The 15093-nt window shown below is 68.5% G+C and carries 11 protein-coding genes and 2 pseudogenes; 4 read left to right on the top strand and 9 right to left on the bottom strand.

Annotation, left to right across the window (positions count from 1 at the left end; all coding sequences use genetic code 11):
* The 7 genes from GT354_RS26910 to GT354_RS26880 all read right to left on the bottom strand — a co-directional run.
* A partial coding sequence (locus GT354_RS26910) for an endonuclease NucS domain-containing protein (protein ID WP_161358959.1) occupies window positions 1-806 on the bottom strand: 806 nt, incomplete at its 3' end.
* A 193-nt stretch (window positions 807-999) separates the two neighbouring features.
* Complete coding sequence (locus tag GT354_RS26905) at window positions 1000-2181, bottom strand: transcriptional regulator (protein WP_161358958.1); 1182 nt, start codon at window positions 2179-2181, stop codon at window positions 1000-1002.
* A 45-nt stretch (window positions 2182-2226) separates the two neighbouring features.
* Complete coding sequence (locus tag GT354_RS26900) at window positions 2227-3351, bottom strand: hypothetical protein (RefSeq protein WP_202512336.1); 1125 nt, start codon at window positions 3349-3351, stop codon at window positions 2227-2229.
* Window positions 3352-3442: 91 nt separating this feature from the next.
* Window positions 3443-5524: a methyltransferase, FxLD system gene (gene fxlM, locus GT354_RS26895; RefSeq protein WP_161358957.1), complete on the bottom strand. Its 2082-nt coding sequence runs from the start codon at window positions 5522-5524 to the stop codon at window positions 3443-3445.
* A 25-nt stretch (window positions 5525-5549) separates the two neighbouring features.
* Window positions 5550-6824, bottom strand: a complete 1275-nt coding sequence (locus GT354_RS26890) for a lanthionine synthetase C family protein (protein ID WP_161358956.1) — start codon at window positions 6822-6824, stop codon at window positions 5550-5552.
* On the bottom strand, window positions 6821-9766 hold the full coding sequence (locus tag GT354_RS26885; protein ID WP_161358960.1) for a lantibiotic dehydratase: 2946 nt from the start codon (window positions 9764-9766) through the stop codon (window positions 6821-6823). The genes GT354_RS26890 and GT354_RS26885 overlap by 4 nt, the downstream gene beginning before the upstream one ends.
* A 209-nt stretch (window positions 9767-9975) precedes the next feature.
* Window positions 9976-10155, bottom strand: a complete 180-nt coding sequence (locus GT354_RS26880) for an FxLD family lanthipeptide (protein WP_161358955.1) — start codon at window positions 10153-10155, stop codon at window positions 9976-9978.
* A gap of 328 nt (window positions 10156-10483) precedes the next feature.
* On the opposite strand from GT354_RS26880, the gene GT354_RS26875 reads away from it, so the two are divergent.
* From GT354_RS26875 to GT354_RS26865, 3 genes are read left to right on the top strand one after another with little or no spacing between them, the layout of a single operon-like run.
* Window positions 10484-11554 (top strand): hypothetical protein, encoded by a 1071-nt coding sequence (locus GT354_RS26875; protein WP_161358954.1) that lies wholly within the window; start codon window positions 10484-10486, stop codon window positions 11552-11554.
* Window positions 11551-12222, top strand: coding sequence for a YdcF family protein (locus GT354_RS26870; RefSeq protein WP_161358953.1), 672 nt, complete (start codon window positions 11551-11553; stop codon window positions 12220-12222). Before GT354_RS26875 ends, GT354_RS26870 begins: the two co-directional genes overlap by 4 nt.
* A 43-nt stretch (window positions 12223-12265) precedes the next feature.
* A complete protein-coding gene (locus GT354_RS26865) occupies window positions 12266-12988 on the top strand; it encodes a WbqC family protein (RefSeq protein WP_346012187.1) in 723 nt (240 codons plus the stop codon).
* Between the two features lie 1094 nt (window positions 12989-14082).
* On the opposite strand, the gene GT354_RS26860 is transcribed toward GT354_RS26865, so the two are convergent.
* The gene (locus GT354_RS26860) at window positions 14083-14403 is read right to left on the bottom strand and encodes a hypothetical protein (protein WP_161358950.1); all 321 of its coding nucleotides are present in this window, start codon (window positions 14401-14403) and stop codon (window positions 14083-14085) included.
* 4 nt (window positions 14404-14407) lie between these two features.
* Between GT354_RS26860 and GT354_RS26855 the strand changes: the two are divergent.
* A pseudogene (locus GT354_RS26855) lies at window positions 14408-14876 on the top strand (IS5 family transposase); the annotation flags it as partial.
* A 96-nt stretch (window positions 14877-14972) separates the two neighbouring features.
* Here GT354_RS26855 and GT354_RS26850 read toward each other — a convergent pair.
* Window positions 14973-15093 (bottom strand): annotated as a pseudogene (locus tag GT354_RS26850) (IS5/IS1182 family transposase); the annotation flags it as partial.

Raw genomic sequence — 15093 nt, 5'->3', positions numbered from 1 at the left:
GCGACTTCGCCGACCCCCACGTATCCGACGCGCGGGATGTAGACGTGCACACGGTGGCCGATTCGGGGTCGACGCAATCCCTGCGAGAACCAGGTGCCGCCCCCGGCGCTGACGAAGCCGAACCGGCGTCCGTCGTCCCACGAGCGGGTGCCGTCCTCGCCCAGCGCGGAGTACCAGTCCTCGCCGCTCCACGGCTCACGAGTGGCGGTCGTGCGCGCTCGGGGAGCGGTCTCCATCCCGGTGTCGTCGCGGAGCATCGTCCGGGCGAGGTAGCGGGAGCCGCGGTCCTCGTAGTACTCGAACGCCGCCGCGTTGATCGGCACGCCCAGGTCGCCCAGGTAGGTCAGGATCCGTTCGGTGGCGTCGTCCAGGCGGGCCGCGACCACCGTGAGGCGGTGGGCGGTGTTCAACTCCTGCGGGGCGCCGATGCCGAACCGGCGCTCGAAGGCCGCCTCGAAAGTCTCCGGCACTTCGGTGTAGTCCGCGAAGATTCGCAGGATCTCCGCGTGCGACACGGTCGAGACCCATGACGCGTAGTCCAAGACCTGGGCGACCACTTCGCGGGCGCCGCGGTCGCGCTTCAACTCGATCACGTGGACGGAGCCCTCGCCGTCGACCGCGAGCAGGTCCACCACTCCGCCGTGCGTGGTGCGCACCTGACGACCGATCACCAGCAACCGCTCCCCGAGGATGTCCGGGTCCGTCTCTATCACTGCTTCGAGGTCCTGCTCCAACGGCATCATCGCGGGCTGCAAACGCTGCGCGCCGTCCCCGTCCATCCGCCACACCGCGACACCAGTCGGCATGCCCCTCCAACCACTCGGCAACTTCGTACCCGGAAGCAACTACGGCGGGAGACGTGTTGTTCCGCGTACCCGGGCCAGATACAACCGACCCGCACCCGGATGTTCGGACCGGACGGCAGGATCACACAGGTCGGTCTTGATCTGCGCGGGGCGCGCAACCGTTCTCGGTGTCGTCGTGGAGGAGCGACGCCTGTCAGTTGCCCAGGAGCCGTTTGCGGTGGGACCAGGCGAGGCCCAGCGGCGCGGCCCCGGCCGGCCGCATTCTCTCCCGATGCAGAAGTCGTTCGACGTGGTGCTCGGTGAACGGCGTGCCCAGGCCGGCGCCCGTGCCGTCCTCGACCCGCACCACGTGTCCTTCGCTGTTGCGAGGGGACCCCTGCGCGAACATGTCGTCGAAGAGGTCGGCGTCGATCACGACTGCGGTCAGCATGTCGGTCACGAAGGTGAGAGGGTCCATGCCCAGGCCCAGCCAGAACGCCCCGACCCGGCCATCGTCGCGGGCTCGGGTGAGGTCGGCGTAGAAGGGCCACGTCGGGTAGTCGATGGGAGCCTTGTCGCTGCCGTAGTCCTCGGCCCTGCCGAGAAGTTCCTCCGCGAGTTCACGCGTGATGGCCTTCCAGAGGTCGAAGTCGTTGTCCTTGTTCCAGGTCGCGTCGTCGGAGGGCTGGAACACGCCAACGGGCATGACCTGGTGGAGACCGCCTCCGCTCGCGACTTTGGCGGGGTCGCGCCAGTGCACCAGGAACTGGGCGTCGACCGTCCGACGGTCGAGGCGAATCGTCAACGTACTGATCGCCGTCGTCACGGGCCGACGCGCCAGGTCGGTCGAGTCGCCCAGTGCATCCCGAAACGGCGTCCCCACGCGGGAGGGTGCCGATATGGAGGCTGCGGCGAACTCGTGGGCCGCCGCCTCGCAGACGTCGATCACTCCTGCGAAGTAGCTGCTCGACCCGAACGTGAGCGTGGGTGATCCGGAAGCCGTGTCCACCTCCAGCAGGCGGTAACAGGAGCGGTTCTCGAACAGGCGCGGCGGCGCCAACTCGGCGACGGCCTCGGAGTAACGCAGAATCGTCGTCCCGTCGTCACGACGCGGCCGTACACCATCCAACTCGGCCTCGGTGCCGTCCAGTCCGGGACGACCACGCGGCGCCGGGTCGCGGAGCAGGCGCACCGTCTCCAGCGGCACGGGCTCGTTCGCGATCCAGCCAGGCCGGGTGAGCAGTCGCAATCGACGGGTCTGTTCGTCCGCCTCGCTGAGGACTTCGTCCGTGAGGGCGAACCGCTGCGCATTGAGGTGTCCACGTACGGCCAACCAGGAGACTTGGGACTCCTGCGGTGTGTCGTCGCGAACGAGCGGGGACGCGGCGTAATCCACGGAAAGCCCTTCACTCGACGGACGAACGCTCGTTGTTACGCGATCTCATCCGTCCAGGAGAAGGTCACGGTGACGCGCGGTCAGAGAGCGGGTGATGACCCCTTCGCTGGAGTTCAAGCCGGCGGTGAGGCCGTCGAGATGTTCCTCCGGTATGACGCCTGTGTCGAGACCACAGGCACGCACCAGGTTCTTGCACTCCTGGGTTTGGCGATCGGTGACGGCTGCGATGAACAGATGGTCGGCCAGTAACTCGCGGGCTGCGTAGCCGTCTTGCGTTTCCGTGGTGCGGTGGAGCAGAGCGTCAACCAGGCGGCGGCCTTCCGGTTGCTCGATGGATGCGACCGCATTGAGCGCGGTGAGGCCGAGGCGTATGTCGAAGAGGGTCAGCCCCGGGTCGGGGTCGTGGCTCAAGTAGGCGTTCACCACAACGGCCGGGGAGGCGTCGACGTCCCGGCCCGCGTCGCGACGGCAGAGGGCGGTCAGGCAGCCGGTCACCGCCTGCTCCCACGGATCACCAGGCGCCGTGCCCGCGAGCAGTCGCGCGGCCTGCTCCGTATCGTCATCGGTGAGGGCCGCGACGACGGCGACTTGGCGTCCGTCGAGCATCCGTGTGCCCACGCCCCGATGCTGTTGGACGTGCGCCAGGGCCTCACGCCAGCGGCCTGCGGTGGTGAGGGCGCGCGTGCCGTCGGTGAGGAGGACACGCCACAACCACGCGCGGACTTCCTGCCGGTCCTCGACGGTTCGGGTGAGGTCGGCAGGCACGGTGATGCCTTCGACGGCAACGCCGACCCCGGCGCCGACGGCTTCGTACAGGTCGAGGAGGCGTCGGCGGCCGTAGTCGGTGTGGCCGGCGCGGATTTGCAGGCGAACGCAGTTGACCAAGGGCTCCAGCCCTCGGATGGCACTCGCGGCGGGCAGTGGGCACATCCTCAGAAACGCGTCGGCGTGCCGGTGGCACATTCTCCGGGCCAGGTCGGGGCGGCCGAGATCGGAGGCGAGGAGCGCGGACTGGTTGTAGAAGGCGGAGGCCAACCCTTGGTCGTTTCGTTCTGCCGCCCTGTGGGCCAGGTCGACCAGTGCGCCCACGCGGGCGGGCAGCGGCAGACAGGCGGGCCGGAACCGGGCAACGAGTGGGAAGCGCCGTGCTGTCGGGCCGTTCGGGTCCATGTGTCCCCTCTGTAGGCGGTGATGAGAGCGCGGGACGGTGGGGCCCGGCGGCTTGTCCGCGGGCCCCACCGCCATCACGTCCGAGCCCGTGTCATCGCCAGTCGACGATGATGCGGTTCAGTGGGGTGTCGATGCAGAAGAGCCCTGGGCGCTGCTCGATCGCGGGTGCGTCGAGGCGCCGGATTTCGAAGGACGCTTCGCGCCCCCGGTAGGTGCGGTCCCAGGTGCGGATCGTCTCGGCGACGTTCGCGGCGAGCTCGTCGCTGCCGGGCCCGTGGCCGATGACGCCGAACTCCCAGAGCTTGCCGCCCTCGGGGGTCTTCTCCTGCGACGGGCGCCGGGCGAGGTAGGTGAGGGCGCCCTTGTCGACGGCCGCGGTGGACGAAGGGTAGGGGTCCTCGGACAGGACGCTGCCCATGGCGTCTTTGGGGAACAGCATCCGAAACAGGCCGTCGGGGAGGGAACAGGAGACGAACAGCTCCATCCACTCGGGGGATTCCATCGCGCGGACCAGCATGCCGGTCCACTCCTCGGTGCGCGGCTGGTCCAGGACTCCGGCCAGGGCCTCGGCGTCGATGGGCTGCCCGGCAGGGGCTTGGAGGCGTACCGCACCGCCGAAGCCGAGGGGAATGACGCGGCGGTCGTCGTCGGCGATGCCCCTGCGCAGCGGCATGAAGGTGTTCATCCTGCTGCTGACGCTGGTCCAACGGCCGTCGCGCTGCTCGTAGGCGATGGAGCGGGACACGCTGCCCTTGAGGCGCTGGGGCACGACGAGCCGTCCGCCGGGGGCGAGTTGGTCGAGCCACGCGTGAGGTACGCCGTGCGCGCCGACGGTGGCGATGATCCGATCGAACGGCGCACCTGCGGCGTGCCCGAGCGCGCCGTCGCGGGTCAACGCTTCCACGTTGGTGATTCCGGCGGTGGCCAGGTGGACGCGGGCTCCTTCCACGAGGTCGTCGTCGACGTCGATGGTGGTGACGTGGCCGGTCTCGCCGACCAGGTGGGCGAGGAGAGCCGCGTTGTAGCCGGTGCCGGCACCGAGTTCGAGGATGCGTTCCCCGGGCCGGGCCTCCAACTGGTCCAACATGAGCGCGACGACTCCGGGCTGTGAGGCGCAGGAGATCGACGCGCCGTCAGGGCCGTACTTGATGTCGACCGGCGCGTTGGCGTACGCGTCTTCGAGGGGAGCGTCGGGGACGAACAGGTGGCGGGGCACGGTGCGCAGCGCGGTTTCGACGTCGTGCGCGCGTGCGTACCCGGACTCGCGGATCTGGTCGACCAAGGCGTGCCGGAGCCGTGTGGCCTTCGCCTTGAATGTGGTAATCGTGGCGGTTTCAAACGCCCCGAGGCCAGTGACTTCGGGTGTTCCGTCGGTGAACGTCGGGGTGTTGTCGGGCGATCCCATGACTGCCTCTCGTGCGATGGTGAACAGGGCGCTTTGGTCGCCTGGGGAGAGACCTGCGCGGTTGGCGTGGAAGATCACGTGGTGGGCGATGACGGCGCGCAGACCGCGCGAGAGCCCGCCGGTTGTGGCGAGATGGGCGAGCGTCGTACCGGTCCGTTCGAAGGCGTCCACCCACTCGGCGTGCCCGTCGAGCGGGCCGCCCGGACGACTCAGGGCGCGAGTGTCGACCGTCGTCAACGTGCGCATCGCCGGTATCAGGACGGCGGACCGCGCGGGAGTGAGGGGTTCGGTAGCCGGCCGCAGCGCGGCGGCCTTTGCCCAGACGTCGCCCTGCTCGAACCAGTCCAGGTCGGCACCACGCATCAGGGCGCTGATCAGGAGGACGACGCTCTCCGGGCGGCCGAGCTGCCCCGGGCCGGGACAGTAGGCGAGCAGGTGCCGGCTGTCCGCGTGGAAGAGGTCGTGGGCGGTGTTCATGGCGTGGGCGCCGCCGAAGGCAAGGGTTTCGGGCTCGTAGATGCCGACTGGTCGCGACCGTACGGTGCCGTCTTCGACGAGGTCGTCGAGCACGGACTCGACTATCGGGGAGGGCCGGACGGCGCGGTACCGCAGGGGCCAGGGCTGCTTGTTCATGAACCACCAGGTGTCGAGTTGCTCGGCCTCCTCTGCCGCCAACAGCGCGGGACCGAGGCGTTCGCTGATGGCGCGCCGGCTGCTCTCGCGGTCGGCAAAGGTGACGTTGTGCTGGTGCCAGCGAGGTGGGGCCATGGGCGCGAATCCTTCGATCGGTGGATCAGGCGATGAGCAGACACGTGTCCCAGCCCGAGCGGGGCGGCGTGCTGGTGGCGGGGGCAAGGAGCGCCAGGGAGATTCCGGCAGCGCCGTCGAGGAATCCCGGCCCGGCCTTTTCGTCCTGCACAACTGCTCTCGCACACTGGTCCGGGTGGGTGCCTGGCGGGCAGACCGCGTGCAGCAGTTCTGGTATCGCGGCGTGGAGTCGGCCGCTCGTCGTGGGATGCGCGTCTTCGGCGATCCGAGCGGCGAGGTGGGCGAGGCCGGCGAAGCCATGGCACATGCCGTTGCCGCTCGTCGCATTGAGCCGGGCGGGATCGGTGAGGGCGGCCACGAACGCGTTCTCCGCCCGGACTTGGCGGTCGGTGTCACCGAGCGCAAGGGCGGCGAGTTGCTGGGCACGGGCGAGGCCGGCGGTGCCGTAACACCACGAGGGGCGGCGCGGAGCGGACGTGGCGAGGCGCCCGACGTGGAGCTCGACGCGGGTGACCCAGTACGGCCAGTCGACCCCGGAGCAGGTCTTCTCGTGCCAGCGGTCCAGCCACGACTGGATGGTGCGCACGGCGTCGCGATGACCATCGACGAGGATGCCCTTCCGGGCGGCGAGGGCCAACAAAGCGAGCACGCCGCCGATTCCGTGCGCGAGACCGCTGTTGGCGTGCCCGCCCGGGAACCGCTCGTCCGGTCGCCCGGAGGGCCCGGTCGGCGTCCACCACCCGGGCAGGGTTTCGCCGTCGTGGGTGACCGGTCGGGTGAGACGTACGCAGTAGTCGAGGACCGAGCGCACGGTGGAGCCGGAGGGGTCGCGTCGCAGAAGGTACGCGCCGTAGCCGGTGAGTCCACGGATCACGTCGTACTCCGCTGGTTGCGGCAGGTCTCCGGCGTCGATACGACGGTGTGCGGTGTCGAGACGACGGCGAACGTCGGTGGTGATCTGCGCGTCGAGGGTGTCCAAGGCGCGCTGAAAGGCGCCGGGCCGGTGTGCGGCGGCGCAGGCAACGGTGTGGGCAAGAGCGGGGGCTCCGTAGAAGGGGTGGGTGTCAGGACCGCTGGTGAAGGGCTGTCGGGTGGCGGTGGTGAGCCAGGCGTGGGCGCGTTGCCACGGGCCTCGTCCGGCTGCCGCTCGTTCGATGTGGAGCAGAGCGATCCCCAGAGGTCCGTAGGCGAGCTGCTGCCGGTCGATGGTTGTCGTGCGCAGAGGTACGGGGGCGGTGTCGGGGTGGGCCAGGACGTCCGCGAGGGCGTCCGCCATCGTGAGCGCGAGGCGGTGGGTCACCGTGTCCTCCGGGCCGTCCAGGCCAGGGCGGCGGCCCGTGTGAGGTACAGGCAGATCTCTTCCTCGGGGAAGTCGACCGCCAGATGGCGAACGAAGTGCACGTGCATCAGGGAGGACAGGACGTCGTCCAGGCGGATGCCCTGGGTATCCGGACCGGGGAGGTGCGCTCGATAGGCGGCGAGCGCCGCGTCCCGGTCGCCCCATGCCGCCACGATGGCCTGCCCGCCGGGCATGTCGCGCAGGGCCGCCCAGTCTCCGGACGGATCGGCCAGTCGTAGACTCTCGGCGAACTGCGAACGCGGTACCGGAGCGGGCGCGGTGGGCGGAATGTGGTTGATCAGCCATCGCATCCCGGCCTCGGTGCTGCCCAGGAACGAGCCGGCAATGGCGACGTTGTGCGCGGTCACCAGCGCACGGTGATGCGGACGCCGGGGTTGTGCGAGCTGGGTGAGGAAGGCTCGCGAGTCCGCGCGGAAGACGTCCTCGGCAGCGTCCCAGGCGGAACCGGAGCCCCAGCGGCCCATTTCGCGGTAGGAGGTGGGGAAGCGCACGTCCGACAGCAGTCCGGCGGTGCGCAGTTCGTCGGCCCAGGTACCGACCGTGCGGGCGGTATCGGCGAAAGCTTCGGGATTGGGGAGGGCGATGCGCACGCGCAGGTGATGGTTGGGGTCGCGGAATCGGACGAACCACCAAGGCGGGTTGCCGAGTCGGTCGAGCAGGACCGAGAGGTGCCGGCCGAGCAGCGCGTCCTGACGTCGCAGGTCGCCGTACAAGGTGGCCAACAGCAGCGAGGAGACACCTGGGGTTTGGACCTGTGCCGGAGAGAGAGTGCGGGCCGGAGCCGGGGATGGCAGGAGCGGCCACGCCGGGGGGTGTGTCGCCTTGAGCGGTACGACGACCTCGTGCGCCCGACCGTCGCACCAACCGTATGCGTCGACGTCCGGAGCTTCGACGAGCACGGCGAGGCGGGCCCGGTCGAGGTGCCGGCGCAGCAGTGTTCGGTGCGCGGCCTGGCCGAGGTCGAGACGCAGGCGGCGGTCTCCTTCGGCCAGGTCGACTCTTCGTGGCGTCCGCCGCCTGACCTGCCACTCCTCGAATGCGTTGTCCCAATGGGCCTGGGCGCGGTCGTGGCCGGGCAGCTCGGCCGCGTCCAATCGCCACCGTGCCGGGGCGAGCACGGTACGCCCGTAGCGGACCCTGGGTAGGAACGGCATCGACGCTGCCACACCCCATGGGAACACCGTCACTTGCGCGCATTGGGCGCGGGACAGCTCGGTGAGGAACCGCACCAGCGGGGGAGTGTGGGTGGCGAGGTTCAGGGCGTGCATCCCCACGGCCTCGATCCGGTGGCCGCGCTTGGGAGCAGCCAGGTACATCCGGCGCCCGTCGCACGCCACCGCCAAATCGTCGGGTGTAAGTACGTGACCACTCGATGGGCGGTGTTCCTGGACGCTGATCACGGTGGGCAGGACTTGCGGAGTACGGGTGACGTGGGCGCTCGTGGACAACAGCGGAGGGAAGGACAATTGGGCGGGGATCGTGCCTTCGTCTGCGGTCGGCAGGTCGGCCAGTTCCCTCGACATGCACTCTCGGTCTTCGGGCGCCAGCACTGCGAGGAACCGCCCCGAGGTGACGCCGACGCCGCGAGACACGCTCGCAACCTCCAGGAGGAACCGCCCGCGGTTCAACTCCTCGGTGCCGGTTGCGTGTACGCGGACGCCGATCTCCAGATGTGGCGGCACCCTGGGATGCCCGGAGCCCAGGCTCATGGCCTCGATCAACTCCTCGGTGAGCAGTACCTCGTCGCGGCCGTCGAGGGCGGCCACCTGCGCCAACCGCACCAACGTGTCGTCTCGTTCAGAGAGGCGAGAGCGTTGCGCATCGGCCGAAGCGCCGGGATAGCCGTCGGGGAATCCGATGCCGCTATCGGCGACGACTTCGTTGAGCGGCACCATCGTGCCGATGCCGTACCGCTCGTAGAACCGTCGCTGATACGCCTTCCACGCCGCGGTGCCGTACGGCAGCGCGCTGACCCGGGTCAGGACGTCGGCGGCACGCTCGATCTCGCGGGCAACCTCCTCGGGCAGTTCGACGTCGACGTCCAGGCGCACGTCGAGAGCCAGCGGGTGGCGTTGCAGACCTGGGACCAGAGCCCGCATTCGGGCGGCGGCGTGAGTCCGGCTGCTGCGGGAGTGACATACACGCAAGTCGGCCTGCACTGCGCGCAGTTCGCGCATGGTCTCGGCGACCGGAACCACGGTGTCGGCATCCACGGCGGAGAGCTGTTCGAGCAGGTGGTCCAAAGCGTCGGTCTCGGTGCTCGGTGCGTGCAGGTTGGTGATCAGAACCTTGTTCAGGATCAACTCCTGCACGAGTCGTTGCGCCTTCGCCGGACCTGCGGCGGGTAAGTCCGCCGCCAGCTCGTCCACGAGGACACCGACCCGGATTGGCTCACGGGCCGCCTCCAGGACCAATCGCACCGGTTCGGTCAGGGCGATGGATGCCTCGACAGCGCGCTTCCGGTCGCGTTCGGTGTCGGACCTGTACGGCACGACGAGCCGATCACCGCGTCTGGTCGCCGTGTTGTTGACGGCCACCCCAAGGCGCTCCAGCAGTTCGGGGCACGACTCCAGCCGCTCGACCACCGCGGTCAGCCACTCCGCGCCCGCGCGAGCGATGGCCGCGTGATCCGCACGCCATACCGTGCGTGCCCGGGGGCCGAATGTGGCCCGAGCAACGCCGGCGAACAGGCCGAACGGAGTGGGCCGGTGCTCGGCACGCAATACGTAGCGGGCCACCGAGGCTGCGGCCCGGCGCACGTCACGCGCAGCCGGGGCGCCGGATGAGCACAAGGCGCGTACCTGGGAGGCGAGGGCAGGACTGGCGTGTTCCAGCGCCTCGGCAGCGTCCTCGTCGGACCACACCTGCCGCAGCCACTCCAGTTGGGCAGCCGCGCCGTGAGGCAACGGGTCGCCAAGATCAGGACACGGAGGAATGGGAAGCCTCGGCCGGACCACCGTCCGCACGAGGGCGGACTTACCGGCACGGAACGCGCTGCTCGAAGCCATCGCAACCTCCTGGTTCGGACGGGCGACCGGTGCCTTCGTGCTGTGGGGCGCGAAGACACCGGCCTGTGGTGAGGCGTCTGCGGTCAGGCCACGTTCGTGGTGCAGGCGCCGCAGGTCGAACCGCAGTTGTCGTCCGTCACGCTGACGAGGCCGGCGACGTCGGCCACCTCGACCAGCGAGACATCGAGGTCGAAGCCGTCGAGCACGGCCGTGTCCGAGGCCGTCGGCCTCGCATCCGTGACGTGCGTGATTTCGGGGCTCATGCCAACTCCCTTTCATCGAGGGTGAATTGTGGGCGGTGCTGCCGAGGAAGGCCCGTGCGCAGAGCGGATCGAGCCTGCACTTCACACAGGCTTCCTCGGCCGTCGGCCCGAGACGTCGGGCTCATGTCCAAGCTGCTCGATCCCGAGTCGGCGTTCTTGGGCCGAACTCAGCGAACCGAACGCGGATCAACCGATCGGGCTGACGAACCTCTCCAAGCTTGATGTAGCCGCAGCCCTTCGGGAATGAACGGCCGTTGCACCTTCGTGGCACTTCCGTGGTCCCACGAACACCGTCCGTGCTTCCATTGCGCCAGGAAGGAGGCGCCCGGTGGTGAGCGTGCGACGATGGACCGGCCGTGAGGCCGGCCTGCTGCGACAGGCGCTGCGCATGAGCGTGCGTACCTACGCCGCGCACCTCGGCGTCGGCGTCCGCACTGTCTCCAAATGGGAGAAGCTCGGCGCCGAGACCTGCCCCTGGCCCGATACGCAGGCCATCCTCGACACAGCCCTCGCCCGCGCCGACGCCCCCGCACAGGCCCGCTTCGAGCAGTTCCTCGGCCAAGACCCGCTCGGTGGGCCACCACACACGACACCGTCGCCGACGATCGTCGATCACGAAGCCTGGACGGAGGATCTGGAGCGGGTCGTGGTGTGCCTCGATCGCCAGGACTTCGCCTTCGCCGCGACCCTGCTGAACCGTCGGCTCACTGGCGCGCAGCCTCACCGGCTGGACCGTCGAGGCATGTACCTGTATGGCCGCTCGTTGGTGCTGTGCGCAGACCTACGGCGTCTCCAAGGGACCGTTCAGGACTTGAGGACCGCCACGCGGCTCTACTCCGACGCGCATGCCGTGTTCGCTGCGCTCGACATCCCCCGCCGAGTCGCGCAGATCGAACTCTCCCTCGTCGTGGTCACCGAAATGACGGGACACCACACCACTGCGGCGACCCGATACCGGCAACTGGCCGGCGACGAAAGACTCGGCTCCGCCGACCGGGCCCGGGCCCTGCTGTGGATCGGCACGGCCCTGGCCAAGGATGGACACAACGAGTCCGCCATCGACGTCATGCACCAGGCGACCGAGTGGTTCGAAAAACTGGACGAACCGGAGGACTGGGCGACTGCCCAGCAAAAGCTCGCCTTGGCCCACCGCGGCGCCGGCGATCTCACTCGGGCCCTGTCCTACATCGACATCGCCCGCGGCAACTGTCGCTTCGACTCCCCGCTCCAGCGCGTCCAGATCGACACCGCGCACGCCCACATCCTGCTCACCGACCCGAGCACACGCGGCACCGGGAACACCGTGCTCGACCGGGCGTCGGACGTCGCCGGCCGATACGGCCTGAACCACCAACTACGCAGCATCGAGACCGTTCGCCACAGCAAGGAGTACACGTGACAGACCGCCATGGAACCGCGATCACCGACGCGGACCGCGCCGATGCCCGCGTCGTCTGGGACTTCCACCAGATGGGCCACGAACTGCGGCCCTGCTCCGCCGCGATCACCCTCGGCAGCCTCGACCTCGGTGTGGCCACAGCCACCGCCGACCTTTATCACGCGGGCATGTTCCCCGTCGTGGTCTTCACCGGCGACACCAGCGCGGCCACCAACGAGCGGTTCCCCCGAGGCGAGGCCACCCACTACCGCGAGCACGCGCTCTCCCTCGACGTGCCGGACGAGGCGATCCTGCTCGAGCCGAAGGCCACCAACACCGGCCAGAACATCGGCTTCTCCCGCGAGGTGCTGGAGAACGCCGACATCGCGGTGACCACCGTGCTGCTGATTTCCATGCCCTACATGCAGCGCCGCGCCTACGCGACATGCCGCAAACTGTGGCCTGAAGTGGAGCCGGTCTGCGTCTCCCAGCCGCTGTCGTTCGACGAGTACGCCAAGACACACGCCGACGACAAACAGTTCATCGACATGCTCATGGGTGACATGGAGCGGGTGATGGAGTACCCCAAGCGCGGTTTCGCCATCGAGCAGCACGTCCCGGAAAGGGTTCGCGATGCCTTCGACCGTCTTCGGGCCCGCGGCTACGACAGCTGGCTCCTGCCCGCCTGACCGTGCCGCGCCGCCCGACGCACGACCGGTACGGTCGTGCGCGATCCATCAACCCAACCTCCTGCCCCGCCTCTCCACCCTGGCGAAGCTCTACGCGGCCGACGTCTGGGTGGTCCTCGACGACGTCCAATTCGCCCGCCGCGATTACCAGCATCGCGCCCGCCTCGCCGCACTCGACGACCCGCACCGGCGACAATGGCTGTCTGTTGAAACCCATCTGCCCCATGGCCGCGCAACGTTGATCCGCGATGCCCAAGTCGCCGATCCGCACCGGGCCGCCCGCCGCCTCGGCCAAATGCCCGCGCAGTACTACCACGCCGGCCCCTATTGGCAGTTGTTGCATGACGCGCTCGAACCCGTCGTCCACACCGTCACCGAGACAGCCAGCACAGCGGCCGTGGCCGAGGCCACCACTCGTGCCCTGCTGAACGTCCTGAACTGGCAAGGCACCATCGTGCACAGCAGCGACCTCGCCGCTTCATCGGACCGCTCGGCACGTCTGGCCGACCTCACCACCGCTGTCGAGGCCGACACCTACCTTTGCGGCACCGGCGGCCTGCGCTACCTCGACCGCCGCCCCTTCACCAAGCGCCACCTCAACGTCCACGCCTTTCGCCCACCGACGGCCGCCGAGGACCTTTGGACCGAGGCTTCGAAGAGCACTGCTTTGTGGGCACTGGCCAGGTACGGGCCCACGTGTGTGGGGTCCGCTCTCGACAGCCTGCGCGCCACCACCCGACCTGTACGCTCCGCCCCGGTAACTTGACCACGGGCGCAACCCTGCCCGTCCGGTCGCACGGCAAGCGGAACGAACCCCTCGACATCGTGCCCGATGACCCGGCGACGGCGGAAATACGAGCGATGTCGGATTGCTCGGCTCAGGACTTGGTGGACTCCAGCGAGAACCGCCTGGACCTCTTGCCTCATTCAAGATGTCGGGACCGAGGGAACCCAGACCAGACCGGTCCTCGCCGACATGATCATCCGGCGCAACCGGACAGCCGACATAGCCGTATGTCCGCCTGGCCGGCATCGTGCCTGAAGGCGTTCCAGCCCCTACGAATCAACGCCGTTGCGGCTGCCGCCCCCAAGGGCGGCCGGGCAACCCCGCAAGGGGGGCCACGATTCTTGGCGTCGCCGGAGTTGATGTCGAACCGGCAGCTCCGGGCGTCAGGCACGGGTCATCGGGGCGGGGAGGGCCTTGCCCGACGCCGATCTGCGGCTGCTGCGGGTTGTAGCGCACTTGACTGGCGGTCAAATGGCTTACCGGGGAGCTGCTCCTCGAAAGCAAAAAGTGATGAAAGTGGGTCGGAGAGTGACTAAATAAGCGACCAATAGGGCCAACCGGACAATATTGTTGGCTCGAAGTTCGGCGAGAGAAGCCGCTGAAATCGCATTCGGTCCACAACTGGTCCACGGCGACCCGGGATTGGTTCGTCTGCCTGTGCAATGGTCTAAACCAGCAAAAGGCGCTGACCTGGGCTTTTGCCCATGGTCAGCGCCTCTTTGACACCGTCGGGACGACAGGATTTGAACCTGCGACCCCTTGACCCCCAGTCAAGGAGACGAGGTGTTTCCGCAGGTCAGAGGCACTTCGATGCTCGATACAGCGTTCGTTTTCTGGCATATCGCGGTGTTTCGTGCATGACGTGTGGTCCACAACCGGTCCACAGAAGCTGAGGGTTGGTGCGGAGGGTTCGTTTGGTCCCGGTGGTTCCGCGTGGGGAATGGACGATCCCGACAAGGCTGCCGGAAGTGCGGTTCGGGCCCTGTGGCGTGAGATTGTCGGGCCCGTCGAGTGTCGCGTACGCGAGGTTGCTTCCTGCGCTGTGGAACACGTGACCCTGCTGTACCCGTGCCTCATGCCGAACCGTGTACAACGCGCGTCCGGAGGTCTTGCACAAGCCGGGTCCATACCCAGGAGTCGGCTCCCCACCAACTGGCCTCCCCCATGGGGCGCCAGTCGGCGAGTTCGTCCAGCGAGGCCTTGATCACGTCGGAATCGACATCCTGGTGTCGGTGCCGTCGACGGTCGAGTTGCCGGGTGATGGTGTGCAGCCGATGTGCCGCGCGGTAGTAGGAGAGTTGCGTGTCCTTGAGCCTCCGTGTCGCATACCCGCCACAGTTTGCACACCAGTGGTCCGGGAAGTCGTCACGGCCGAGGAAGTCGACGACGGTCATGAGGTCGTCGCTACACCTCGCCTCGGACCGGAACTGCCGGCCGTTGGCGTTCGTCCCGACCGCGGGACAGGCCGCCGACAGCCCGCAGTTCGTTCCCGTCCTCGGGAAGGTACGGGTCCACGGCCCCGTCGGACGTCCCCGCACCGGGCCCTACGTGGTCGCCGGGGACAAGGCCTACTCGTCCCGCAGCAACCGCGCCCACCTGCGCAAACGTCGTATCAAGGCCGTCATCCCGGAGAAACGGGATCAGGCCGCCGACCGCAGGAGGAAAGGCAGTGGGGGCGGCGGGCCCGTCGGCCACGACGTTGACCTCTACAAGGAACGGAACACCGTCGAGCGGTGCATCAACAGGCTCAAGGCCTGGCGAGGGATCGCCACCAGATACGACAAGACCCCCGGAGAGCTACCTCGCCAGCCTTCATCTTCGCGCCGCGATGATCTGGATCAAAGACCTCAGCCGGAGCACCCGTTGATCTCAACTGGATACGCGCCCTAGGGCCTGTACGGAGTTGCCGTTATTCGGTGGGTTGGAGGCTGCGGATCCAGATGATCGTGCCTCTCAGGTGTAGTCACGCGAGGAAGCTTTCGGGGGGTTTTGTCGTAGCGGGTCGCCAGTCCGCGCCAGGACTTGAGCTTGTTGATCAGGCGTTCGACGGTGTTGCGATCGCGGTAGAGGTCGGCGTCGTGGGA

It is taken from the genome of Streptomyces sp. SID3343 (assembly GCF_009865215.1).
GTDB lineage: Bacteria > Actinomycetota > Actinomycetes > Streptomycetales > Streptomycetaceae > Embleya.
The sequence above is the reverse complement of the archived record's forward strand: the minus strand, read 5'-3'. Positions and strand labels throughout refer to the sequence as shown.